Origin of the sequence: Pseudomonas sp. B21-031 (assembly GCF_024748985.1) — a bacterium.
Lineage (GTDB): Bacteria > Pseudomonadota > Gammaproteobacteria > Pseudomonadales > Pseudomonadaceae > Aquipseudomonas > Aquipseudomonas kermanshahensis.
Map to the genome: position 1 here is coordinate 2,808,761 of NZ_CP087181.1, position 25,119 is coordinate 2,833,879.

The window sequence follows — 25,119 nt, forward strand, 5'->3', positions numbered from 1 at the left end:
GAGAGTGTGCCTCTCAACTACAAGAGGAGTTTACGGCGTGCCCGAATCCCAATCGTTCCGCCAGTTCATCCTGCCTTTGAACGTGGAGGGCGTCGACCTTGAACTGTCCACTGTCCACCGCGAGGGCCGTGGGGCGCCGATCCTGTTTCTGCACGGGTTCGGCTCGACCAAGGAAGACTATGCAGGGCTGACACGCCAGCCGGCGTTTGCCGGCCGCCCATTCGTGGCCTACGACGCACCGGGGTGCGGGCAGAGCCACTGCAGCGACCTTTCACGTGTTTCGATTCCGCTGCTGCTGGCGACCGCGTTGCAGGTGCTGGAGCACTTCGGTATTCAGCGTTTTCACCTGGTGGGCCACTCGATGGGCGGCCTGACGGCGTTGCTACTGGCGCATGAATGCCCCGAGCGGGTGATCAGCTTCATCGACATCGAAGGCAATATCGCCCCGGAAGACTGCTTCCTCAGCCGTCAGATCGATGACTACCCGGCCAACGACCCGCAGGTGTTCTTCGACGCGTTCATCGAGCGCACCCGGCACAGCAGTGACCCGGCCAGTGCCTTGTACGCTGCCAGCCTGCCTTACAAAGTGCGGGCAGAGGCCGTGCGGGGGATCTTCAGCTCGATGGTAGAGCTATCTGACCACGGCGACCTGATGAGCAAGTTCCTCGGCCTGCCGTGCCCACGCATGTTCATGTATGGCGAGCAGAACAGTCACCTGTCTTACCTGGCGGACATCCAGGCGCAGGGTGTCGAGCTGGCCAGCATCCCCGCGTGCGGGCACTTCCCGATGTATTCCAACCCTATCGAAATGTGGCGCCGGATCGCCGGCTTCCACGCGCGTCACGCCGGCTAAGGCTGTCAGCACCCCCGGCTTCGCGGGGGTGCCATTTCCACCCTAAAGAATCGATGTGCGGCCGCGGCGCTGCGCAGGGGCACCCGTGTGCCCGTTTCAAGCCGCGAATAAAAACAAAGAGGTATTGACCATGCTTGAAGCCATCAATGGTTTTCTATCCGGCAAGGTGCTGATTGTGCTGATCGTAGGGTTGGGCAGCTATTTCACCTGGCGCTCACGTTTTTTGCAGTTTCGCTATTTTTTCCACATGTTTGCGGTGTTCAAGGACAGCCTGCGCAAGAGCGGCGGGCAGCTCAGCTCGTTTCAGGCACTGATGCTGAGCCTGGCCGGGCGCGTAGGTGCCGGTAACATTGCCGGTGTCGGCCTGGCAGTGACCCTAGGTGGGCCGGGTGCGGTGTTCTGGATGTGGGTGACCGCGTTGGTGGGCATGGCCAGCAGTTTCTTCGAATGTTCGCTCGGCCAGTTGTACAAGCGCTGCGACGAGCATGGGCAGTATCGCGGCGGCCCTTCGTACTACATTCACCATGGCCTGCAGCGTCCATGGCTGGCCAAGCTGATGGCGGTACTGCTGCTGGTGACCTTCGGCTTTGCGTTCAACGGGCTGCAATCGCACGCCGTTACCCATTCGTTGCAGAACGCCTTCGGCTTTTCGACGGGCCACAGCGGTATCGTGATCGCTGTCCTGCTTGGGTTGGTATTCATCGGCGGCATCAAACGCATCGCCGCCGTGTCGGACCTGCTGGTGCCGGTCAAGACGCTGGCCTATATCGGGGTAACGCTCTATGTGATCGTGCTGCAGTTCGAGCACGTGCCCGACATGCTGGCCACCATCTTCAAAAGTGCCTTCGGCCTGGAGCCGGCGTTTGCGGGCCTGGTGGGCAGTGCAATCGTCATGGGCGTGAAGCGCGGCGTGTTCGCCAACGAGGCTGGGCTGGGCAGTGCACCTAACGTCGCGGCGGTGGCCAAGGTCGAACACCCTGCCGCCCAGGGCGTGGTACAGGCGTTCAGTGTGTTTTTCGACACGTTCGTCATCTGTACCTGCACGGCGTTGCTGATTTTGCTGTCGGGCTTCTACACGCCTGGTTTCGAAGGGGATGGCTTGGTGCTGACCCAGGATGCCCTGGCAGCGGTGGTGGGCGACTGGGGGCGCGTATTTATCAGCGTTGCGCTGGCGTTGTTCGTGTTTACCTCGATTCTTTACAACTACTACCTGGGCGAAAACAATTTGCGTTACCTGGCGGGTAACCGACGGTGGCCGATTCTGATGTATCGCGGCGTGGTGCTGTTGCTGATTCTGTGGGGTTCGGTGCAGAACCTGGGCACGGTGTTCGCGTTTGCCGACATCACCATGACCTTGCTGGCCCTGGTCAACCTAGTAGCGCTGGCGTTGTTGGGCAAGGTAGTGTTGCGCCTGATTGACGATTATGACCGGCAGCGCAAGGCCGGGGTGCAGATACCGGTATTTGATGCTAGCCAGTTCCGCGATCTAGACCTGGACCCACGCGCCTGGCCGGAGGGTGATCAGGTTGCGGCTGAGGGGGAGGGGCGTAGCGCGACGCGCATGCCTCAAGCTCTTTAGCGCCTGCGAGATCGAGCGCCGCCCGCGCGGCGCTTCGCAGCACAAGGCTGCTCCCACATCTGTTTCGGGCCAGTGAGGCCTGTGATGTTTGCGCGCGACCGCCTTGTGGGTTTGACGCAATATTGCGCCATGCACCAAGACGGTCGCGTGCGTTTGCCCCAGGAATAATTGGCCCGAAACAAACGTAGGAGCGAGCGTTGCTCGCGATGCGCCGCGCGGGCGGCGCTCGATGTCCGCAGCCCCACAAAACGCCAGCCTTGCACCAGGGCCTACAACCCCTATTTAAACCCGGTAACCGCATGCGGCACATACGGTGCTTCCAACCGCGCAACCTCTTCATCAGACAACTGCACCCCCAATGCCGCAATGGCATCGTCAAGATGCCCAGGCTTCGATGCGCCAATAATCGGCGCCGACACGGCGCGTTGCCTGAGCACCCAGGCCAAGGCAACCTGAGCCATGGGTAAGCCACGCTCGCTGGCAACCTGCTCGACCACATCAATCACACGGCCATCCTCGACTTCCGTCCCTTCATAAAACGACTTGCCAGAAACATCGCTGAGCGTGCGCGCGGTTTCCTGGCCCTTGGGCCGGGTCAGCCGGCCACGGGCCAGCGGGCTCCAGGGCATCAGCCCGACGCCCTGGTCCTGGCACAGGGGGATCATCTCCCGCTCTTCTTCCCGGTACAGCAGGTTGAGGTAGTTCTGCATCGACACAAACCGGCTCCAGCCATTGGTCGCTGCGACGTGCTGGGCTTTGGCGAACTGCCAGGCATACATCGAAGACGCACCGACATAGCGTGCCTTGCCGGCCTTGACCACGTCGTGCAGGGCTTCCATGGTTTCTTCGATCGGCGTGTGATAATCCCAGCGGTGAACCTGGTAGAGGTCGACGTAATCCACGCCCAGGCGGGTCAGGCTGGCGTCGATGCTGCTGAGGATCGCCTTGCGTGACAGGCCTTGCTCGTTCGGCTTGCTTGCGCCTTGCCACATGTTCGCCGGGTAGAAGACCTTGGTCGCGATGACGGTGTCTTCACGGCGGGTGAATTCCTTCAGCAGTTGGCCGAGGATCACTTCCGATGTACCCGCCGAGTAGCTATTGGCTGTGTCGAAGAAGTTGATGCCTTGCTCTACCGCGTGGCGAATGATCGGGCGGCTCTGTTGCACATCCAAGGTCCAGGGATGGGTACCGGCATCCGGGTCACCGAACGTCATGCACCCCAGGCACAGTCGGGAGATGTCCAGGCCGGTGTTGCCGAGTTTGACGTACTGCATCTGTGAATCCTCTTGGTCAGCATTGCCCAGCGTGTGTAGCCGAGCGATGGAACAAGGTTAGCGGCGCGACGTGAGCGTGCAAATTCCCAGGATGTGCAGGTGATATCTGCAAAAATTCACAAGCGCAGCAGGGGTTTGACCTGTTCGAGCAGAAAATCCGTTACGGCTTTGATGCGGGGGTGTTGCGCACGTCCTCGTGCACGGCCAGCCAGATTTCGATGCTCATTGACCTGTCGTCCTCGCAGGCTTGCTTGAGCCCGTACTCTTCGGCCATGAAGGCGGGCAGGCAGGCAACCCCTACGCCACCGGCTGCAGCCTGGGCTTGGATGCGCAGGTCGTTGCTGTGCAGGGCGAAAGGGCGACCTGCGGCCTGCTCAAGCAGCCAGCGCTGCTGCGGGGATTTCGCCTGGGAGTCGTCGTAGCCGATGTACAGGTGCGGTTCGCGTCGGCGCACGTAGGCCGCCGATGCGTACAGCCTGTATTCGAGATGCCCGAGCAGGCTGGCCACCAGGGTTGGTTCGGTGGGCCTGGCCAAGGCGATTGCCACGTCCGCCTCGCGGCGGGCCAGCGACGCGCGCGACTTGCTGCCGACCAAGGTGAGTTGCAAGGCAGGGTAACGTTTGTACAGTTCGCCTAGCCTACGCGCCACCATGCTGCCCAACAGCGCGGGCGGGGCGGCAATCACGACTTCGCCTTCAACGGCCTGTTGGTCAGCACTGGCAAAGTGCTCCAGCGCAAACGAGGATGCCAGCATCTGCTCGGCAAACTCGCCAACGCGTACGCCCTGCTCGGTCAGGGCGTAAGCCCGGGGGCGGCGGTCCACCAGCTTCAACTGCAGCGAGGCTTCCAGCGAACTGATCCGCCGCGCCACGGTGGCGTGGTCAACGCACAGTCGCTTGGCAGCGGCCGACAGCGAACCGGCGCTGATAAATGCAGAAAAATGACGCAGGTCTTCCCAATCAAACATGACAGGCCTCTGGTGTGAGGCCCGATGATACGCGGTTTCAGGCGGCTCCCGTCAGCCGGGCGGCGCGTGCCGGTCGTTTCGCAGGCGGGCATGCTGACAGCAGCGCATGGCTCATCTGTATCACCCAGGCCTCGATTTTCGCGTCATCCACCGGCATTGGCCGACGGCGCATACCTTCGGCGGTGTCTATCAAGGCCAGAATCGCCTCGGCTGCGCTGGCGATATCCCCCACCGTGAAACGCCCCTGTTGCTGGCCGTGTTCGATGATCTGGCACAAAGGCGCTCGTGAACGATTGAGCGCCTGCTCCAGCCACCCACGTTGGCCAGGCTCGACATGGCGTGATTCGTGGCGCAGTAACAAGGCCTCGTAGGGGTGCGATGCCTGGCGCGCGAGTTGAAACCGCAGGTAGCCGCGCAGGTCGCGGGTGTAGGGCCCTCGGCGCCAGGCTTCGAGGCGCTGGGCGAGAATGTCCAGCAATACATCGAGCAGCAGGTCCTGTTTGCTCGCAACGTGGTGGTAAAGGCTGCCCGGCTGCAGGCCAGCCCGGGCCGCGAGCTGGCGCATGCTCATGGCGCCATAGCCGACTTCTGCCATCAAGCCCTGTGCCACAGTGAGCAGAGGGCTGGGGCAATGTTGCACGTGACGGGCGTCGGGCATGGCTATTCACCCTTGCCTGCGGCGTGCACAAGGGCACGGGCGCGCAGGATCACCGGCGCATCCACCATCTGCCCATCCAGGGTGAACACGCCGGCACCGCCTTCGGCCGCAGCCAACACGCGGTGCGCCCATTCCAATTCGTCGGGCGAAGGTTGCAGGGCGCGATGAATCACGCTGACCTGGCTGGGGTGAATGCACAAGGCCCCGCCGAAGCCCATGTCGCGAGCGAACTGTACGTGCCGCTGCAGGCCAGCGACGTCCTGAATGGCCGCGTGCACGCCATCGAGCGGCGGCGCAAGGCCGGCAGCGCGGCTGTGCAGCAAGACGGCATAGCGCGCATGCCCGAGCACCTGTTCGGCGGCTTCGCTGGTTGTGCGCAGGTTCAGGTCCAGGCCGAGGTCGAGGCTGCCAAAGGACAAGCGTTCGACGCCCTCACAGGCCGCCAGCAAGGGCAGGGCGACCAGCCCACGTGCGCTCTCGATAATTGGCCAGACCGGCTTGCCGGTAGCACGCGCACGCTGCACCTGCTCGACCGTTTCGGCCTTGGGCAGCAGGATGCCACTGACACCGGCATGACGCTGGCACAGCGCAAGGTCAGCCGCGTGCGCCCAATGCTGCGGGGCGTTGACCCGCACCAGCACGCAGGCCTCGGGCTGCTCGGCCAGAAATGCCTGCAGGTTGTCCCGCGCCCGCGCCTTCGCCGCTTCTTCAACGGCGTCTTCCAAATCCACAATCACCCGATCAGCGCCGCTGGCCAGCGCCTTGGCAATACGTTCCGGGCGGCTGGCGGGGACGAACAGGGCAGAGCGCACGATAGCCTGGCTCATTGGCTGGCCTCCAGGCTGAATTCGACTTCTGCGGTTTGCGCCATGCCCGCTTCGGCGGTTGCCCAAAGCTGCGCCTTGCCGCGTTCGAGCAGGCGCCCACCCACCTCGAAGGTGTTCGGCGAAATCAACGGCCGCAAGCCGCGGAAGCTGAATCGGCGTATCTGGGCGGCGGGGTTGGCACGGGCAAAGGCGCGCAGATTGAGCGTGGCAATCAAGGGCCCGTGCACCACCAGCCCCGGGTAGCCTTCGGTGTCAGTGACATAGGGCCAGTCATAGTGGATGCGATGGCCATTGAAGGTGACGGCCGAGTAGCGGAACAACAGGGTTGCGTCGGGCGTCACGGTCTCCTGCCAAGCGCCGGCGGGTGCCGGCTCGGTACCGCCAAGCTTGGGTGGGGTGGGCTCGCGGTAGACGATGTCCTGTTCTTCGATCAGCGCTTCATGGCCATCCTGGACATACACGTGCCTGACCGTGACAAACAGCAGCGACCCGGTGCGGCCCTGTTTTTCTTCGACGTTGAGAATCGTCGAGTGGCGTGCTACCTGCGCTTCCACCTGTAAAGGGCTGATGAAGGTCAGGCGGCTGCCGGCCCACATCCGGTTGCGGTTGTCTGCTGGCGGTAAGAAACCGCCGCGCGCGGGGTGGCCATCGGCGCCCAGCCCGGTGGCCTCGACGGGGTCCTGGAAGAACGCCCAGTGCCAGAGCAAGGGTAGGGGTTCTCCCGCCGAGGGTGCGGGCTCGCTAAGGGTCGCCGCGAGGCGCTTGACCAGGTTGTGGGTGATGCGATCGTGGCTGGTTTCGCTACGGCCAATCCAGCGGCTGAGGTCGTGTGTTGTCATTGTCGTGGTCCTCGATCATTCAACGCTGTGCCTGAAGCGGTCAGATGACCCCATCGCGGCGCAGTTCCTGTATACGTTCGGCAGACAGCCCAAGCTGGGCGAGGATGCATTCGCTGTGCTCCCCCAAGGCTGGCACTGGGTCCATGCGTGGGCGGTAGGCATTGCTGCTGGCCGGGGGCAGCAGGCTGGGTATGCTGCCGTTTGCCGTGGCTACCTGGCGCCAACGGTCGCGGGCTTGTAACTGCGGGTGCTGCCACACCCCCTGCATGTCGTTGACCCGTGCGTTGGCAATGCTGGCGCTATCAAGGCGCGCAACCACCGTGTCCAAGTCCAGGGCGGCGAACGCCTCAATGATCAACGCACGCAAAGCCTCACGATTGGCCACCCGCAGGTAGTTGGCAGAGAACCGCGCATCGTCGGCCAGCGCGGGTTGCAGCAGCACCTGCTCACAGAACAGGCGCCATTCGCGCTCGTTCTGCAAACCGAGCATTACGGTATTGCCATCGCCGGTGGGGAAGGGGCCGTATGGGTAGATGGTCGCGTGCGCCGCGCCGGCGCGTGGCGGCGGGGTCGCGCCTTCGTAGGCGTAGTACAGCGGGTAGTTCATCCACTCCACCAGGCTTTCCAGCATCGACACCTCCACATGGCTGCCTTCGCCGGTGCGGCCACGCAGCAGCAGGGCCGACAACACGCCGGTGTAGGCGTACATGCCGGCCGCGATGTCGGCAATCGAGTTGCCCGCCTTGGCCATCTGCTCGTCACCCGGGCCGCCGGTTACCGATAAAAAGCCGCCTTCGCTCTGAATCAGCAAGTCGTAGGCCTTTTTCTGTTCAAAAGGGCCGCCCGCGCCGTAGCCCGAAATGTCGCAGACGATCAGCGTGGGGAACCGCGCATGCAGTGCCTCGAACGACAGCCCCAGGCGCGCAGCGGCGCCCGGCGCCAGGTTTTGCACCAACACGTCGGCCTGCTCCAGAAGCTGGTCGAGAATGTCGCCGGCGATGTCCTGCTTGAGGTCCAGAGCGAGGCTTTCTTTCGAGCGGTTAGTCCAGACGAAGTGCGAAGCCAGGCCGTTGACCCGTTGATCGTAGCCCCGCGCAAAGTCACCGACCCCCGGCCGTTCGACCTTGATCACGCGGGCGCCAAGGTCCGCCAGTTGACGGGTGCAGAAGGGCGCAGCAATGGCATGTTCGAGGCTGATGACGGTGATGCCGTCTAGCGGGCGGATTGCCGTAGGCTGGCTCATGATGGTTATCTCTCTTGTCATGGCAGGGCCCCTTGGCGCCTTGGCGACCAGGGGCGGCATCGGTCAGAACGAGCGTGGCAATTCCAGCAGGTGCTCGGCGACGTACGACAGGATCAGGTTGGTCGAGATCGGGGCCACCTGGTACAGGCGCGTCTCACGGAACTTGCGCTCGACGTCGTATTCGTTGGCAAAGCCGAAACCGCCGTGGGTTTGCAGGCAGGCGTTGGCGGCTTCCCAACTGGCCTTCGCCGCCAGGTACTTGGCCATGTTGGCCGCGGCGCCGGCGTTCTTGCCGCTGTCGTATTCGGCACAGGCACGCCAGCGCATCAGGTCGGCTGCTTCGATCTCTATGTGCGCTTCGGCGATCGGGAACTGCACGCCCTGGTTCTGCCCGATTGGGCGGCCGAACACCACGCGGTCGCGGGCGTACTGGCTGGACTTTTCGATGAACCAGCGGCCATCGCCGATGCACTCGGCGGCGATCAGCGTGCGCTCGGCGTTGAGGCCGTCGAGGATGTAGCGGAAGCCTTTGCCTTCTTCGCCAATCAGGCTGCTGGCAGGGATTTCCAGGTTGTCGAAGAACAGCTCGTTGGTCTCATGGTTGACCATGTTGGCGATGGGCTGCACGGTCAGGCCGTTGCCGATGGCTTCGCGCAGGTCGACGAGGAAAATCGACATGCCTTCGGATTTTTTCTTCACCTCTGCCAGCGGTGTGGTACGGGCCAGCAGGATCATCAGGTCGGAGTGCTGGACGCGCGAAATCCAGACCTTCTGACCGTTGATGATGTACTTGTCGCCCTTGCGCACGGCAGTGGTCTTGATCTTGGTGGTGTCGGTGCCGGTGGTGGGCTCGGTGACCCCCATCGACTGCAGGCGCAGTTCGCCACTGGCGAGTTTTGGCAGGTAATAGCCTTTTTGTTCTTCGCTGCCGTTCCGCAGCAGCGTGAACATGTTGTACATCTGGCCGTGAATGGTGCCGGAGTTACCGCCGCAACGGTTGACTTCCTCAAGAATCACCGAGGCCTCGGCCAGACCCAGCCCGGAGCCACCGTACTCTTCCGGAATCATCGCCGAAAGCCAGCCCGCATCGGTCATGGCCTTGACGAAGGCCTCCGGAAAGCCCTTTTCTTCGTCGATCTTGCGCCAGTATTCGGCAGGGAAATCACCACACAGGGCACGCACGCCCTCGCGGATGGCGTTGAGTTCTTCGTTGTCGTAGTCGCTCATTATTGTTCTCCAGGCGGCGCAGGCTGGCAGCCTTGTCGTGGCTCGGTTGCCAACCTGCGCCTGACACAGTCAGAGAGGCTGGAAGCCCAGGGCAGCACGGAAGCGGTTCTTGATGTAGTGGCCGTCACGCGGCGGCAGCACGCGCGGTGGGTTCTCGGCCTTGATCTTGACGGTAGCCAGCTTCACACCTTCGCGGCTGGCGAAGCGTTCGCGCAGGTCATGCACGCCTTCCATGTCGCGAATCTCGCGGGTCCAGCTGAAGCCGCAGGTTTGGGCAACCTGGTCGAGCTTGATGCCGAAACCGGCGTGGCTGACCTGCATGCCGGTCTCGCCGAAGTGGCCGTTGTCCAGCACCACTATGGTGAGGTTGGCAGGCTTTTGCAGGGAGACAGTAGCCAGCGCGCCGAAGCCCATCAGCAACTCGCCGTCACCGGTGATGACCACCACCGACTTGTCGGGTTGCGCGTTGGCCAGGCCCAGGCCTACGGTGATGGCACTGCCCATGGCGGCCCAGAGGTAATAGTTGCCATCGTGGTCACCGGCAGCCATGACGTCGTAAGACGCCGAACCCAGGCCGGTCACGACCAGTACATCCTGGCGATCAGCGAGCAGGGTACGCACCACCTCACGGCGGCACAGCGTGTGGTTGGCGCTTACTTGACCCATTTCTTTTCTCCGATCAGGCGCTGTCCGAGCAGCAAGGCAGTGGCGGAATCACCATTGAAGGCCATGGTGGCGGCGCCATGCAGCAGTGGCGCAACGTCTTCTGGCACATCGGCACGCCAGGTCATGACCTTCATCAGTTGCAGCGAGGCCTCGGTGGCCTGGCCCATGGGGTTTTGCCAAGCGTTGAACTCGGCCCAGTCACCGCGCATGGTCACCACCATCAGCAGGGGGAAACCCGCGCAGTTCTGCAGGGCCAGGGTGTTGATGCAGTTACCAACGCCGCTGGACTGCATCAACAGTGCACCGCGTTCGCCGCCCAGCCAGGCGCCGGCCAGATAACCAATGCCTTCTTCCTCGGTGGTGAGGACGACGGCCTTGATATCAGGGTCCTGGTACGACATGCGGATCGCGGCCGAATGGCCGGCGTCCGGAACGAACACGACATGCTTGACGTCGTGGGCCTTGAGGACGCGGAAAACGTCTTCTTGCCAGCTTTGTTCAGCTTCTTGCGATGACATGGTTGTCTCCAGTGCTGCTCTTGTTTTGCCTCATCATGCAGGCAACGCGGGGTACCGACGACTACCGTTTTTCTCTTTGAGATATGCCGGCATGGCATAGCTCGCGGAGTGGCCGGCCAAGCGAAACGAAGCGGCCCTGGTGGCTTCCTCGGGGAAGCCATCAGGGCCGCGCGGGTCAATAAAGGGGCAATGTTGGCGAGGTCAGGCCTTGGCGGTCTGCACCTTGCTGGCCGGCATGCCGGTATTCTCCTCGACCCTGCCATCGCCACTGATGTACCCATGCCGCGTCAGGTTGGGCATTAGCATCGATGCGATGAAGGTCACGCACAGGACGGCGGCCACGTAGAAGAAGAAGTAGTCCTCGGCCCCTTCGGCCCTGAACGACAGCGCGACATATTCAGCGGTCCCGCCAAACGCCGCATTACCGATGGCATACGGGAACCCGACCCCCAGCGCACGCACTGCGGGGGGGAACAATTCGGCTTTGACGATGCCTGCGATCGGGGTGTAGAGCGAGGCGATGACCAGCCCGCCGAAGACCAGCGCAAAGGCCATGAAGGGGTTGTGGGTATGCTTGATGGCGAACAGCAGCGGGATCACCAGCAACACGCCCAGGCTCGAGAACATCAGCATGTGCGTCCTGATCCCGAGCCGGTCGGCCATCAGGCCGAACAGCGGCTGGCAAAGCATGAAGCCGATCAGCGCCGAGGTCATGATGAAACTCACCGTGGCCGCGTCGAAGCCTGCCGATATCACCAGAAACTTCTGCATGTAGGTGGTGAAGGTATAGAAGTACAGCGACCCACCGATGGTAAAGGCGATCACCAGCCCGACGGCACGCTTGTGCTTGAACATGCCGCGCAACGACCCGGCACCCTCGCGGTGCATGTCCTTTTTCGAGGCGGTTTCGTGCATCGAGCGGCGCAGGTACACGACAACCACGGCGCTGATGGCACCAATGAAAAACGGAATCCGCCAGCCCCATTCGCGCAACTGCTCATCGCTGAGCGTCTGCTGCAGGATGACTACGGTGAACAGGGCCAGCAATTGCCCGGCGATGATGGTGAAGTACTGGAACGAGCCATAGAAGCAACGCCGGCCTGGTGTTGCGATTTCGCTGATGTAGGTTGCGCCGGTACCGTATTCGGCACCCACCGAGAGCCCCTGTATCAGCCGTGCAACGACTAGCATGATCGGTGCGGCGATACCTACCGTTTCATAGGTCGGCATCACCGCGATCAGCAGTGACCCGGCGCACATCATGAACACCGAGATAATCATCGACACCTTGCGCCCACGGGTGTCGGCCAGCCAGCCGAAAATCCACCCACCCAGGGGCCGCATGAAGAAACCGACGGCGAACACACCCGCAGTGGCCAGCAACTGCGTGGTGGTATCGCCTTTGGGGAAGAACGACGCCGCGAAGTAGATTGCCGTATAGGCGTAGATGAAAAAGTCATACCACTCGACCAGGTTGCCGGAGCAGGCCCCATGATCGCTCTGACACGATTGGGTTGGCGGGCGGGGGCATCTTCAACGAGGGTGGTGCTGGAGCGGGGAGTTGGCATGGTAGTCAGCCTCTGGTCTTATTCTTGTAGCGGGCGTCCGATCGGTGATCGACCCTGTTTTCACGCTACTCCAGAGTGGGCCCGTCAATAAGGGGACTAGCTGACTAACTGATATGCTGAAATTCTATAGCTCCTGACAGGTGTGCTGTTTAGACTGCCAGTTACCTTCTGCCTCGACACGGGCCTGCCGATGGACGTCGTTCAACTGAAAACCCTGATCCATGTTGCCGAGCTTGGCAGCCTCAGTAAGGCGTCCGACAGGCTGCACATTGCACAGCCCGCCTTGAGCCGGCAGATCCGGCAACTGGAAAAGGAGCTTGGGGTCTACCTGTTCGAGCGCCATGGCCGCGGCATGATCATCACCGACGCCGGCAGCGAAGTGCTGCAGCACGCCACGCGGATCATGGATGAACTGGAGGCCATTCGCAGTTCGGTAGTGGGCGGGCATGCATCGTTTCGCGGGGCCGTGGCGATCGGCACCACACCGACCATCGCGGAAATCGTCACCGTGCCCCTGGTGACCCGGATCCGCGAAGCCCACCCGGACTTGTCGATCCGTTTCTCGTCGGCCTTCAGCGGTTACCTGGTGGACTGGATTCAGCGTGGCGAACTGGAGCTGGCGATCTCTTATGACCTGGAGCCGCTGCACACTTTGCGCATCGTGCCGGTGATGATGGAGAACCTGGTATTGGTCGGGCCGCCCAGCGCAGGCTTGGCGTGGGACAACCCGGTCAACTTCGCAACCCTGGCCCAGCAGCAGTTGGTGCTGCCCAGCCCGCGCCATGGCTTGCGCAAGATCATGGACCACTGCGCCGCAGACGTCGGCTTCAAGATTGCCGCCAACGTCGAGGCCGATTCGTTCGGGGCGATGATCGACCTGGTGCGTCATGGCTTCGGCTTGACCGCGCTGCCCTTGGCCTCGATCTACACCCACCTGCAGAATGGCACCTTGTGTGCAGCGCCACTGATCGAGCCGACTCCGATGCGCAAGCTGGTCATGGTGTCGCCTGCGGACAGGCATGTCAGCCCAGCCACGCGCTATGTGGGTGAAACCTTCGTCGAGCTTGCTTCAGAGCTGGTAGCGCAGGGCATCTGGGCGGGGCACATGCTTTAAGCGCTGGGTGCCTGACGCTGCAGCCGCGCCACGGCGGGCACACACAGCAACGCCAACAGCGCCACCCCTGCGGCCACATAGCCCAGCGTCGATACCCCGAATGTTGGGATGACCAGCCCACCCAACAGCGCGCCCAAGCCAATACCGGCATTGGCGGCAGACACGTTGGTGGTGCCAGCCAGAGCCTGAGAGTGCGCCACCGAATGCATCACGCGCACCTGGCAGATGGGGTAGAGCGCCGTATTGGCGATGCCCCACAGTGCCAGTGCGCCCCAGAGCGTTACAGGCGCAGAGGCCAGTGGGCTGAAGGCCGCCATGCCCATCGCCAGCAACACAAGAAACAGCGCAGTGGCCTTGATCGGCGAATGCCTGACAGCTCGCCCCCCCAGCCAGTTGCCCAGCAAACCAATGGCACCGAAGCCCATCAGCCACCAGCCGACATCCGCAGTTGCAACACCTGCGGTACGCTCGAGCATGTCGGCCAGGTAGGTGTAGGCAATGAACATGGCGGTGAACACCATGATCGACAGCGCCACATTGGCGAGGAAGTTGGGTTCACGGAAGATCCGCGCCTGGTGGCGCAAATTGACCCTGGGCAGGCGCGCAACCGCGGGCATCCATGTGAGCACGGCAAAGGCCATGGCCGCCGAAGCAGCAGACAATATCCAGAAAGCGCCGCGCCAGCCTATGGCGTCAGCCGCCAACGTCCCTAATGGAATGCCCAGCAACAGCGCAGCTGAGATGCCGAGGTAGACCCGCGCGACGGCCTGCCCTTGGCGATCGGGGCTGACCATGCTGGCGGCCGTTTCGCTGGCTGTACCCCAAAAGACAGGCAGTGCCAGGGCGGGCAGGAAACGCGCCACTGCCAAGACCCCGATGTTTGGTGCAAGGGCAGCCAACGCATTGGACGCCGCGAACAAGGCGAGGATGGCCGCGAACAGCTTGCGCCTGTCGAGGTGGGCAAGTGCCGCCGTCAACGGCGGGCCCGCCAGCATGACGGTGAAGGCAAACAGGGTGATCAACTGCCCGGCAGTCGAAATCGAGACATCAAGGTCGCGTGCCAGCCCGGGCAGCAGGCCGACCATCAAGAACTCGGTAGTAACAATCAAAAAGGCGGAGGCGGCGAGGACCAAGGTCCCCAAGGTCGCGCGTCGGTCGGTCGCCAAGCCCACGGGTGGGCGTTCAACAGCAGTCATGCAGGCAATTCCTCAATCGGGGACTGCCATTGTATTGATTCTTAAAAAGCCTATTACGGGCAATATTTCAGATGGAGCGCGAATTTTATTCACTAATCGTAGGGCGCGAGGCGGTGGCCGTCTTTTCGCAGTGCGTTCAGCAGCACATCCAGCAACGCCCTGACGCGGGGGAGGGCCTCGCGTTTTTTGAGCCACACCACGTTCATCGGCAGCCCATCTGTCGCCAGGTGTGGCAACACTTCAATCAACGCCCCACTTTCCAGCTGTTGATTGACCAGCCAGGTGGGCACCTGAGTGATCCCCAACCCCTGCACGACAGCCTGTACGACGCCTTCGCCATCGCCGATGGCAAGCCGCGCCGGCATGAAGCGCCGCTCCATTTCACCCGGCTGCATGCCGGTCATGTGCCAGGGGCTGCCCACCCCGTCGGGCTGCCCGTAAACCACACAGTCATGGGCTTGCAGGTCCGTCTCATCGAGCGGTGTGCCACGGGCTTCCAAGTAGGCCGGTGAGGCACAGAAGATGAACCGTTGCGCACCGATGAACTGGTGCCCCAGGTCCTCCGGCCAAACGTCCGGGCCGCCGATACGTACCACGATATCGATACCCTGCTCGGTCGGGTTGACGAAGCTGTCGGTAAAGGACACGTGTGGCTGCAACTGGGGATGGCGTTTGAGGTAGTCGAGAATGACCGGCAAGACGTGCAGCCGCCCATACGCTGCGGGCAGGTCGATGCGCACCCGACCCCGTGGCTCGAAGTAGTCTTCATGCAGGGCCAATTCCGATGCTTCGAGGTCGGCCAGCACGCGTGAGCAGGTCTTGTAGAACGTTTGCCCCGCGTCGGTCAGGGCAAGCCGACGGGTCGTGCGCTCGAACAGGCGTAAGCCCAGGCGAGCTTCCAGCCGCGCGACACCTTTGCTGACAGCCGAGCTGGTCAGGTTCAGGCGCTGCGCCGCCGCGGCAAAACTGCCGAGGTCTGCCACGCAGACAAAAACGTCAATGCCCTTCAAACGCTCGGAGGAGTGCACCGTCAACCCTTTGTGTAATGAACGTGGCTGCAAGCGTAACGATGATTGAACCGAAACGACAGCGCCCAGGTCGCATCCTTTAACTCAGGCAAAAAGGATGTTGACGATGAAAACCATGACGCGCGTATTGACGGGGTTGGCACTGGCTGGCGCACTGGGCGCTAGTGCCGCGTGGGCTGACCAACCAGGTGCCGACTGGAAGGTGAACAAAGACCAGGCCGAGACGGTGCTCAAAGGCGCCGGCTACACCCAGATCACCAAGATCGAAGCGGATGACGGCCACTGGGAAGGCGAGGGCATCAAGGCCGATGGCAAGCAGTACGAATTCCACGTTGACCCACACTCCGGCAACATCACCAAGGATGAACTGGATAATTGAGCCACCGTCAGGTCACGTTTGGCGTCAGCCATTGTGACCCGGCCAGCCGCTCGATGAAAAAATCAGCCAAAGCCTGCACCTTTCGCGGCCGGCTTCGGGCTGAAGGTGTGACGAAATACAAGCCGCCTTGGGTCATGCTCCACGTTGGCAGCAGGTGCTCAAGGCGGCCGTCCGCCAAGTATTCGGAGGCGATGAAATCCGGTAATTCGGCGATCGCCAAGCCCTCCAGCAACGGCGCTACCAACGCATCCGAATTGGTCACACGCAGGGGCCCCCGCGGCACGACGTCTTGTTCGGTGCCGTCACTGTGGGTGAACCGCCAAACCTGGCTGCGGGCGCGGTAGGCGTAGCTCATGCAGGCATGGTCAACCAGGTCGCGCGGGTGCTCAGGGCGCCCATGACGAGCAAGGTATGACGGCGCGGCTACCAGGTATTGCGTGACCGCACAGATACGTCTCGCCACCAAGGACGAATCCGGCAGTGCGGCAATGCGCAGTGCCGCATCGAACCCCTCGGCCACCAGATCGACTGTCGAATCTGACAAGTGAAGGTCGAGCTCCAACTGGGGGTACCTGGCCATCAACGCGGGCAGCAGCGGCGCCACCCAGCGCAAGCCGAATGACATAGGCACCGCCAGGCGCACCAAGCCCCGTGGCTGCACCGACATCTCCTGGGCGGCGCTTTCCATCTCTTCTGCCTGACGGTACAACGCGCTGGCCTGTTCGACCATGCGCTGGCCGAACTCGGTGACGCAAAGCTGGCGTGACGTGCGATTGAACAGACGACCGCCCAAGCGTGCCTCCAGACGCGCCACCGCACGCGATACCGTCGGTACCGACACGCCCATGGCGCGCGCTGCCGCTGCGTAGGAACCTTCTTCCGCCACTTTGGCGAACATTGCCAGCCCTTCGAAATCGGGAATTCTTGCCATTTCATTTCTGCAATGATGAGTTTCAAATGATTCTATTTTGAAAATACCGGTGCGTCGATAAGCTTCTCCCATACCCCAACACTACCCCTCGGGAGAAACACCATGAGCAACAAACTTGAAGGCAAGATCGCACTGGTAACCGGCGGCACCACCGGTATCGGCCTGGCCACCGCCAAACGTTTTGCAGAGGAGGGCGCCCATGTGTACATCACCGGCCGCCGCCAGAGCGAGCTGGACAAGGCCGTAGCGCTGGTCGGTAACGCCACCGGCATCGCCGTCGATTCGACCCGGCTGGACCAGTTGGACGCTCTGTATGCCCAAATCGGCCAGCAACAGGGGCGTCTGGATGTGCTGTTCGCCAACGCGGGTGGCGGTTCGATGCTCCCCTTGGGAGACATCACCGAGGCCCATTACGACGATACGTTCGACCGCAACGTCAAAGGTGTGCTGTTCACAGTGCAGAAAGCGTTGCCGTTGCTGGCGCCGAACGCCTCCATCATTCTTACGGGCTCTACCGCCGGTAGCTCCGGGACTGCGGCATTCAGCGTGTACTCGGCGTCCAAGGCCGCCGTTCGGGCATTCGCACGCAGCTGGATCCTCGACCTGAAGGACCGCGGGGTCAGGGTCAACACCCTCAGCCCAGGTGCCACGCGAACCCCAGGCCTTGTTGACCTGGCTGGCCCCGATGCAGAGCAACAGCAGGGGTTGCTGGACTACCTGGCCGGCCAGGTGCCGCTGGGACGTGTCGGTGAGCCTGTGGAAATCGCCAATGCCGCCGTCTTCCTGGCGAGCGATGACTCAAGTTTCGTCAATGGCGCCGAGCTGTTTGTCGATGGCGGTCAGGCTCAGATCTAGAGCGTGAGCCTGGGCAGGGTAGGCAGCGGACGATCGTGTGCTCCCGCTGCCTACTGCCCGCTGTCGATCAGGCTTTCCAGGTTCGACAGAATCGTCAGGGCATCGTAGGGCTTGCGCACAACAGGGACGTGCTTCAAATGCGCAGGAATGCTAATGCTGTCGCCATAGCCGGTGGCGAACAGGAACGGGATGTTTTTGCGTGTGAGTTCTTCGGCGACGGCAATCGACGTGCCCGTCCCCAGGTTGATATCCAGCACCGCGACATCCGGCCTGCGACTGGCGAGCAGCTTCATCGTCTCGGCTTCGGAGCTTGCGGTAATCACGTCTTCGACCAGCGCATCGGCCAGAATCTGTTCGAGGCCTACTGCAATGACCAGCTGGTCCTCGAGAATCAGCACGCAGGATTTGACCAGGTCCGAGCCGCTGACATGCGGCGCAGCCGGTGGCGCCATTGGCGCAACGGCATCGACCGTTTCGACCTGGGACAGGTGTTTGGCGGGGATCTTGAAATACCCCTGCAGCCCTTCTGGCCTGTATTCGAGCGTGCTGGTGCCGCCGAGGTCGAAGGGGATGCTGCGTTCGATCAGCACCGAACCGAAACCACTTCGGCTGGGTGGGCGGACCGTTGGCCCACCGCTTTCGCGCCACGTGATGTCGCACGCCCCACTCACATCGACCTGCCAACTCACGGCCAGCTTGCCACCTGCCCGAGACAGCGCGCCATACTTGGCGGCGTTGGTCGCCAGTTCATGGAGCACCAAGGCCAGCACCGAGTAGGCGCGGGCATCAAGCAGCAGGCTGGGGCCGTTCAGCTCGATGACATCGGCCGAGGTGCGGTAGGGCGACAGTTCGGCTTCCAGAAGTGTGGAGAAACGCCCACCGCCATCACCTCGCACGACCTGGTCATGCGCCAGGGAAAGCGCCTGAATGCGGCCTTTGAGCGTTGCCACGTAGCTGTTGAGGGTCTGGTTTTCGGCGGTGGGGTGGGCCACCAGCGCACCGATCAGCGAAAGAATGTTCTTCACCCGGTGGTTGAGCTCTTCGTTGAGCATCCGTTGGCGGACGTCTGCCTTGGAGCGCTCGTCGGCCATGAGCTCACTGTTATGCAGCACCACCTCGACTATCGCGGCGCGGATGGCCTCGCCAAACTGGCGGTCTTGCTCGGACCAAGGCTGTGAGTGGTGGTGAACGGTCTGTTTCCACACCGCGAAGCTCTTGCGTGGCGTCAGGCGTTCACCTAACGGGCCGCTGTCGTAGGTCTTGTTAGGGTCGCCGGCCCAATCCAGGGTCTCGATCACCTCTTTGCGAAACAGCATCAGGTAATCCCGGGGCTGCTGTGACATCGGAATGACCAACACGCCCGAAACGTCGACGGCGTAATCCTGGGCAGGCGGGTGCGCCATCGAGAGGCAGTTCGACGCCCAGGTACGGCCCTCGGCGACACCTTCGGCGAACCTCAACAAGCTGGGCAACGCCACGTTTGGCGGTGTCAGTGCCTCAGCGGTCCAGCGGCCTTGCAGCGACATGCCAATGCCGTCGCAGGGGATGAGCGCCTTGAAGTCCGTCATGCGAGCACGCAGCAGCTCTTCGAAGTCAGCGGTGCGGTGTGCGTCACGCAGCAGATTGTCGAGCACTTCGCGTGCGTAGGCGGCGGCCTCCAGGCTTTGCTTGGCGCGCAGGGTCTGGATATGCAGCGAGAAAAATTCGCCGAACATTTCTGCCGCCACGCGTTGGCCCATGGACAGCGTGCGGGGTGCGTAATGGTGGCAGGCAATCAGCCCCCAGAGCGCGCCGTCGACGATGATCGAAATGGACATGGAGGCGCCCACGCCCATATTGCCCAGGTATTCACAGTGAATGGGCGAGACGCTGCGCAGGTGCGCGTAGGACAGGTCGAGCGGTTCACCAGACAGGTCCAGCACCGGGGTGATGGGCACGGTCTTGAACTGGACATCGGAAATGATGCGGACCGGATTGCGCAAGTACAGGGCGCGCGCCTGCTGCGGAATGTCGGACGCGGGGAAGTACTGCCCCAAAAAGCTTTCCAGGCCGCTGCGCTTGGCCTCGGCAATCACCTTGCCAGCGCCGTCAACGCCAAGCTGGTAGATCATCACCCGGTCGTAACCCAGCAGTGCTCGCACACGTCGGGCGGTGTCGGCGAACAGCTTATCGGAGCGGTCGATCTCGCGCAGTTGGGCGATGACGGTGCGGACCAGTTCCATCGGCTCGGCGGTGCTTGCGCCGAAGGGCTCGAACTCAAGGATGGCGGTGCCTTTGAAAATATGCGCGGCAATATCGAACGCATGACCGGACGGCAGGCTCACGGCAAACGACAGTGCCGGGCGAGTGCCCTCTTTGACCCGTGCCAGTGCGTTGCGAAGGGTATGCGCAGCCTCGGTGCCGATAATTGCTTCGAGGCGTTGACCGTTGATGTCCCCGGCAACGCCCAGCATGCCTGGGGTATTGGCGGAGTGCCGCAGGACCACGCTTGCCGACGCATTGCAGGCCAACAGGCAACCGTGCGGCTGGATGCTGCCCGGAATCTGGATGGGTTCGCGATCGCAGTTGGTCAGATTGACGGGAGGTTGCAAAGTCATAGGCGGCCCCTGCCGGTTTACCAGACACCGGCTGCCTGCATGACCGCCGAACAGTTTCAGGCAAACGAAGTGTTTACGGTCACATTCAGCGTTTGATTCTAGCGGGCGCGTTACGCTTCGTCATCAGGGGCGCCAGAGCGCCAGCGCAGGGCGGGGTTTTCGCGTCAGATTGCCCACGGCTTGAATAACGCATAGAGTGCTGATTCAGGACATGACGTTATGGAGCACAGCAATGCATCGAGTCGGCTATCTGATCACGGAGGGCTTCCAGGTCATGTCCCTGGCAACGCAGACCGTGTTCGAGTTCGCCAACCTTGTGGCGGGCGAAGAGGTCTACAGGATTCAGAACTACTCAATCGGCGGGGGGACTGTGCGCTCTTCTTTAGGGATGCACATCGATACGTTGCCCTTGGGGGCGCCGGGCCTTGCTGACAGCTGGATGGTCACCGGAACACTCACCCCGTTGACGCCGCCCTCTGACGACGTGCTGAAAAGCGTACGGGGATTTGTCGACGGCGCGCGTCGCGCTGCTGGGTTGTGCACCGGTACATTCGTGCTCGCCCAAGCGGGTGTACTGGAGGGGCGTCGCGCCACTACGCACTGGGCCTACGCCAAAGCCCTGCAGCGCATGCACCCGCGAATCACGGTCGAGGACGACCGTATCTTCATCGTTGACGGCCCTGTGTGGACCTCGGCGGGGATGACCGCGGCGTTGGACATGGCGCTGGCGATGGTGGAAAAGGACTTGGGGGCTGAGCTTGCCCGTTCTATTGCGCACAAGCTGGTGATGCATCAACGCCGCTCTGGCGGCCAGTCGCAGCATTCGGAGTTGTTGTCGCTGGCGCCCAAGTCAGACCGCATCCAGAGCGCGCTGGACTACGCGCGCAAGCACCTTAACCGCCCGCTCAGTGTTGAGGAACTGGCGGATGTGGTGCACCTGAGCCCCCGGCAATTCACCCGTGTGTTTACTGCGGAGACGGGACAATCACCGGCCAAGGCAGTGGAAAGCCTGCGCCTGGAGGCCGCCCGGTTGATGATCGAGCAAAGCCGCCACAGCCTGGATACGGTGGCCAGGGAAACGGGGTTCAGGGATCGCCGCCATATGCGTGAGGTGTTCATGCGCGGGTTTGGCGTGCCGCCGCAGGCCGTGCGCAGGGATGCACGGCGGCTTGTATAGGGCCTGATTCCAGCCCTATGGGCTGGAATCAGGCTGGCCATCAGCTACCTACATAGCCAATTGTCTTCCCCGCCAGCCGATTACGCATCACCCAGTACGCCCCCAGCACAACCAGTGAGGTCACCGAGGTGAACCAGAACTGGAACCGCGAAGCCGGGTCGAACGCTTGGGTGATAATCACCGCCAGCAGTGCGAACAGCGCAACGATGTTGGCGTAAGGGAAGAACCACGCCCGGAACGCCGTAGGGTCGACCGCTTCATGCCGGGTTTTCCAGCGCATGGCGAAGTGGGCGACGATGATGAAGATCCACACGATCATTACGAACGTGCCGCTGCTCTTGGCCAGGGTCATGAACAGGTCGCCGCCGCTGACAAAGTGCACGGTCAGGATCAACAGGCAGATGCTCAGGCTCAGCAGCAGCGCATTGAGCGGTACCCCTTTGGACGTGGTGCGGGAGAACAGCTTCGGCGCATGCCCTCGCTGGCTCAGCGAGAACAGCATGCGCGAGTTGGAGAACATGAAGGAGTTCATCACCGACATGAACGAGATGAACAACACGATCTTCATGGCCACTGCGGCGCCACTGAACCCGGCCAGGCTGAACAACGACACATACGGGGACGCCAGGTTCTCTGTGTCTGTCCACGGCAGGCAGAGGATCAGGATCGACACCGAACCGACATAAAACAGCATCACCCGCAGAATGACGCTCTTGATGGCCCGGATGACGTTCTTGCGTGGGTTCTCTGATTCACCGGCGGCAACGGCAGCGATCTCACTCCCGCCCAGCGAGAAGATCACCACCACCACACCCGCCATGACCGGTGACAGGCCATTGGGCATGAAGCCATCGTGCGCGGTCAGGTTGACCCAGCCAGGGGAAGGGATGTTGCTGTGCAGGCCGAGCAGAATCGAGAGCCCCAGCACCATGAAGATCAGAATCGTGGCGACCTTCATCGCCGCCAGCCAGTACTCCACTTCGGCGAAGGATTTGACCGAGTAGGCGTTGCTCGCCATCAATGTCACCAGCATGATGAACGCGCCGGCCCAGATGGGCAGCCAAGGCAGAAAATCGTTGAGGATGGCGCCCAGCAGCACCGCCTCCAAGGTGATGGTCAGCATCGACTTTAGCCAGTACAGCCAGCCGACGGTAAACCCTGCCCATTCGCCGAGGTAGCTGTTGGCATAGGTTGAAAACGAGCCTGCATCCGGGTTGCGGCAGGCCATCTCGCCGAGCATGAACATCACCAGGGTGACCACAATGCCGCCGATGAAATACGACAGGATCGCGGCAGGCCCTGCCGAGGCAATCAACTTGCCCGACCCCATGAACAGCCCCGCGCCGATCACCCCGCCCAACGCAATCATGGTGATGTGCCGTTGTTTCAGGCTTTGCTTCAGACTGTTGGATTGCATTTCCTTGTCCTCTCTTATTATCTGGGAGGCGTCGGCAATGATGCTGCAGTGCAAGGTTTGCCACTGCCGACATTGTCGCCCCAGCCACAGGCATCGTCGTGCGCCTGCGTCCACGCCCTGCAGCCTTTTATTCAGGCAATAGCTGTCAGGCTGGCCACCATGGGCAAAGCGGCCGTGCATCTCAAGCGAATTCTGCGCACAACATCCTGCGTTTTTTTCCTATGGGCGCAATGATGGGCAGGATTGGGTGTGATTTGTTGGTTGGGGAATTGGGTGAAATGGGTTGGGGAAATGGTGCGTAGATCGAGCGCCGCGCGGGCGGCGCTCGATCTTATACCCCCAACAGGGCAATCATCGCCGGTACGGTCAACACCGCGGTGTAGTAACCCATGAACTGCACGCCGATGTTGAAACCGAGAAAGCGTGAGAGAAAACCACCCAGCAGGCCAATGGTGACAATCACCAGCAACCCCAACAGGCCGCCTTCCCAGATACCAATCACCAGGATCAGGCCGACAAAGGTCGCGATCACCGCTTCGTGGCTGATCTTGCGCGACACATAGGCAGCAGCTCGGTGCGCGTAATTCATGGTGAAGGGGTAGGCGATCAGGATCGCGACCACCACCGCCAACATGCCGTAGCCCAGAAACTCCCAGGTACTGAGCAGCGAATGCAGGTTGTTCACCTCACCGCTTGCGGCATCGACGCTGAAGCGTGGCGGGGCGTTGAACAGCGGTGCGGCAGGGCCGGCAGCGACCGGGCTCAGCGGCAGGCCGAAGGCGATCAGCGGAATCAAGGCTTCGGCCAGGTAAGTCGATTCGGTGACGCCGTTGCGCGCGGTGATGACCGTGGTCAGGCGATGGTAGACGTGCTTGACCCGTGAACCGACGGCCTCGCCCATGATCACGGTCATCGCCACCGGGCTGAACACGAATGTGGCACTGGAGACAACAGCTGTGATCGCCGTCCACAGGGTTTGCTTGCTGTCCAGCACGCGCAGCGGGTTGGGGAAGAACCCGCCCCAGCGCTTCACATCGGGCGACAACGAGAACGTGCGCACCTGCTGGCGGCGCATGCTGGCGCGTTCGGCGGGCGCGAGCAGGCAGAACAGCGCCGCAATCAACGGGCCGATAGCGATGCCGAGGAAGTAACTGACGCTGAGCTTGACGCCGTACTGCGCGGTCAGGCTTTGCAGGCCGACAATCACCATGACGAACGGGATCAAGGTCAGCACCGCTGCCAGGCGGCCCTTGGAGAACCAGGCGATGGCCACTGCCGCCAGCAGGAAGACCCAAGGCGCGGCCTGTTTGATCATGTCGCCGAACGGCGCCAGCATCACGGCGAACAGCACTGCCATTGGTACTGCGATCAACGCTGCGATCACAGCCCCGGAAATCATCTTGCGCAGGGCAATGTGCGGCACGCCAAGGTTGCGCAGGAAGTTGGCTTCGCGCATCAGTGGCGTTGCCATGGTGTCGCCGGGAATGCCCAGCAGCGCGGTCGGTACCGCGTGAGTCATGTGCTTGGCCACGGCACCGGCTAGGAAAAACGTCAGCACACCGGCCGCCGGCACGCCCAGCAGCACCACCAGCAAGGTCAAGGGGGCGAGGGTAGTGGTTTCGTCGCTGCCGGAAATCAGACCGATGCCGGCAAAGATCACCGCACCGAGGATGCCCATGCCCAGGGCTATGAGGAACTGATCCATCACCAAGGCGATCATGGCCGGCCTCCGTGGGCAGGGGCGGCATGTACAGGCGCTGCAGCGGGGGCGCTCGGGTCGTTCTGCAGCGCAGGCAGGCCTTTTTCGTACTCGGCGAACAGGTCGTACAGGTCCATTTCCTTCAGCTCTGCAAGGGTCGTTGCAGGCAGGTCGGCGAGACTGCCCAGCGGGCCGAACTCGTTCTGCAATTCGACCAGGATCTTGGCCCGCCAGGCAGGGTCGGCCAAGTGCTCGACGACATTGCGCTTGGGCTTGAACAGCGCGGCACTGATGCCGCCACCGACCAGGCAGCCGACAATGCCGACCAGCATTGCGTAGGCCCGTGCCATTTGCGCCGACGCCACCCAACCCACCAGCAACTGTTGCGCGACAAAGAACGCGCCGAGGCTGACCACGGCGCCAATGGCGATGGCGTAGACCAGGTGGCGACCGTCTACGGTGTCGCCCCAGACTTCGTACAGTTCGGACTTCATGAAGAATCTCCCA

Annotated in this window: 21 protein-coding genes and 2 pseudogenes; 6 read left to right on the forward strand and 17 right to left on the reverse strand. The window is 62.3% G+C overall.

What is annotated here, in order from left to right; all coding sequences use genetic code 11:
• The first annotated feature begins 37 nt into the window (after positions 1–37).
• Together LOY53_RS12450 and LOY53_RS12455 are read left to right on the forward strand one after the other, a co-directional pair.
• On the forward strand, positions 38–853 hold the full coding sequence (locus LOY53_RS12450) for an alpha/beta fold hydrolase (RefSeq protein WP_258704098.1): 816 nt from the start codon (positions 38–40) through the stop codon (positions 851–853).
• Positions 854–983: 130 nt separating this feature from the next.
• Entirely contained in the window at positions 984–2,432 is a 1,449-nt protein-coding gene (locus LOY53_RS12455) for a sodium:alanine symporter family protein (RefSeq protein WP_258704099.1), read from the forward strand.
• Between the two features lie 278 nt (positions 2,433–2,710).
• Here LOY53_RS12455 and LOY53_RS12460 read toward each other — a convergent pair whose 3' ends face one another.
• The 10 genes and pseudogenes from LOY53_RS12460 to LOY53_RS12505 all read right to left on the reverse strand — a co-directional run bounded on the left by LOY53_RS12460 (position 2,711) and on the right by LOY53_RS12505 (position 12,219).
• A complete protein-coding gene (locus LOY53_RS12460) occupies positions 2,711–3,706 on the reverse strand; it encodes an aldo/keto reductase (RefSeq protein ID WP_252824051.1) in 996 nt (331 codons plus the stop codon).
• Positions 3,707–3,822: 116 nt separating this feature from the next.
• A pseudogene (locus tag LOY53_RS12465) lies at positions 3,823–4,673 on the reverse strand (LysR family transcriptional regulator).
• Between the two features lie 37 nt (positions 4,674–4,710).
• Positions 4,711–5,331, reverse strand: a complete 621-nt coding sequence (locus LOY53_RS12470; protein ID WP_099454225.1) for a TetR/AcrR family transcriptional regulator — start codon at positions 5,329–5,331, stop codon at positions 4,711–4,713.
• A gap of 2 nt (positions 5,332–5,333) precedes the next feature.
• Positions 5,334–6,158: a CoA ester lyase gene (locus LOY53_RS12475; protein WP_252824055.1), complete on the reverse strand. Its 825-nt coding sequence runs from the start codon at positions 6,156–6,158 to the stop codon at positions 5,334–5,336.
• Positions 6,155–6,997 (reverse strand): MaoC family dehydratase N-terminal domain-containing protein, encoded by an 843-nt coding sequence (locus LOY53_RS12480; RefSeq protein ID WP_085272895.1) that lies wholly within the window; start codon positions 6,995–6,997, stop codon positions 6,155–6,157. The genes LOY53_RS12475 and LOY53_RS12480 overlap by 4 nt, the downstream gene beginning before the upstream one ends.
• 40 nt (positions 6,998–7,037) lie before the next feature.
• A complete protein-coding gene (locus LOY53_RS12485; protein ID WP_027593334.1) occupies positions 7,038–8,240 on the reverse strand; it encodes a CaiB/BaiF CoA-transferase family protein in 1,203 nt (400 codons plus the stop codon).
• Positions 8,241–8,303: 63 nt separating this feature from the next.
• On the reverse strand, positions 8,304–9,467 hold the full coding sequence (locus LOY53_RS12490) for an acyl-CoA dehydrogenase family protein (protein ID WP_252824056.1): 1,164 nt from the start codon (positions 9,465–9,467) through the stop codon (positions 8,304–8,306).
• A gap of 69 nt (positions 9,468–9,536) precedes the next feature.
• Complete coding sequence (locus LOY53_RS12495) at positions 9,537–10,133, reverse strand: thiamine pyrophosphate-dependent enzyme (protein ID WP_252824058.1); 597 nt, start codon at positions 10,131–10,133, stop codon at positions 9,537–9,539.
• On the reverse strand, positions 10,121–10,651 hold the full coding sequence (locus LOY53_RS12500; protein WP_027593331.1) for a thiamine pyrophosphate-binding protein: 531 nt from the start codon (positions 10,649–10,651) through the stop codon (positions 10,121–10,123). Before LOY53_RS12500 ends, LOY53_RS12495 begins: the two co-directional genes overlap by 13 nt.
• 201 nt (positions 10,652–10,852) lie before the next feature.
• A pseudogene (locus LOY53_RS12505) lies at positions 10,853–12,219 on the reverse strand (MFS family transporter).
• Between the two features lie 190 nt (positions 12,220–12,409).
• Between LOY53_RS12505 and LOY53_RS12510 the strand changes: the two are divergent.
• Entirely contained in the window at positions 12,410–13,333 is a 924-nt protein-coding gene (locus tag LOY53_RS12510; RefSeq protein ID WP_027593329.1) for a LysR family transcriptional regulator, read from the forward strand.
• Here LOY53_RS12510 and LOY53_RS12515 read toward each other — a convergent pair.
• Together LOY53_RS12515 and LOY53_RS12520 are read right to left on the reverse strand one after the other, a co-directional pair.
• Positions 13,330–14,529: an MFS transporter gene (locus LOY53_RS12515; RefSeq protein WP_252824060.1), complete on the reverse strand. Its 1,200-nt coding sequence runs from the start codon at positions 14,527–14,529 to the stop codon at positions 13,330–13,332. The genes LOY53_RS12510 and LOY53_RS12515 overlap by 4 nt on opposite strands.
• Positions 14,530–14,621: 92 nt before the next feature.
• The gene (locus tag LOY53_RS12520) at positions 14,622–15,557 is read right to left on the reverse strand and encodes a LysR family transcriptional regulator (protein WP_258704101.1); all 936 of its coding nucleotides are present in this window, start codon (positions 15,555–15,557) and stop codon (positions 14,622–14,624) included.
• A gap of 106 nt (positions 15,558–15,663) precedes the next feature.
• On the opposite strand from LOY53_RS12520, the gene LOY53_RS12525 reads away from it, so the two are divergent.
• Positions 15,664–15,936, forward strand: coding sequence for a PepSY domain-containing protein (locus tag LOY53_RS12525; protein ID WP_252824061.1), 273 nt, complete (start codon positions 15,664–15,666; stop codon positions 15,934–15,936).
• A gap of 7 nt (positions 15,937–15,943) precedes the next feature.
• Here LOY53_RS12525 and LOY53_RS12530 read toward each other — a convergent pair whose 3' ends face one another.
• Entirely contained in the window at positions 15,944–16,867 is a 924-nt protein-coding gene (locus tag LOY53_RS12530; protein WP_085272891.1) for a LysR family transcriptional regulator, read from the reverse strand.
• A 102-nt stretch (positions 16,868–16,969) separates the two neighbouring features.
• Between LOY53_RS12530 and LOY53_RS12535 the strand changes: the two genes are divergently transcribed.
• Complete coding sequence (locus tag LOY53_RS12535) at positions 16,970–17,722, forward strand: SDR family NAD(P)-dependent oxidoreductase (RefSeq protein ID WP_252824063.1); 753 nt, start codon at positions 16,970–16,972, stop codon at positions 17,720–17,722.
• Positions 17,723–17,772: 50 nt separating this feature from the next.
• On the opposite strand, the gene LOY53_RS12540 is transcribed toward LOY53_RS12535, so the two are convergent.
• On the reverse strand, positions 17,773–20,319 hold the full coding sequence (locus LOY53_RS12540; protein WP_258704102.1) for an HWE histidine kinase domain-containing protein: 2,547 nt from the start codon (positions 20,317–20,319) through the stop codon (positions 17,773–17,775).
• 232 nt (positions 20,320–20,551) lie between these two features.
• Between LOY53_RS12540 and LOY53_RS12545 the strand changes: the two genes are divergently transcribed.
• Positions 20,552–21,496: a GlxA family transcriptional regulator gene (locus tag LOY53_RS12545; RefSeq protein ID WP_258704103.1), complete on the forward strand. Its 945-nt coding sequence runs from the start codon at positions 20,552–20,554 to the stop codon at positions 21,494–21,496.
• A gap of 40 nt (positions 21,497–21,536) precedes the next feature.
• Here the strand turns inward: LOY53_RS12545 and LOY53_RS12550 are convergent, their stop codons facing one another.
• The 3 genes from LOY53_RS12550 to LOY53_RS12560 form a co-directional block, all read right to left on the reverse strand.
• On the reverse strand, positions 21,537–22,913 hold the full coding sequence (locus LOY53_RS12550) for an amino acid permease (protein ID WP_258704104.1): 1,377 nt from the start codon (positions 22,911–22,913) through the stop codon (positions 21,537–21,539).
• A 331-nt stretch (positions 22,914–23,244) separates the two neighbouring features.
• Positions 23,245–24,633: a tripartite tricarboxylate transporter permease gene (locus LOY53_RS12555; RefSeq protein ID WP_099454212.1), complete on the reverse strand. Its 1,389-nt coding sequence runs from the start codon at positions 24,631–24,633 to the stop codon at positions 23,245–23,247.
• A complete protein-coding gene (locus LOY53_RS12560; protein ID WP_258704105.1) occupies positions 24,630–25,106 on the reverse strand; it encodes a hypothetical protein in 477 nt (158 codons plus the stop codon). Before LOY53_RS12560 ends, LOY53_RS12555 begins: the two co-directional genes overlap by 4 nt.
• Positions 25,107–25,119 lie beyond the last annotated feature (13 nt).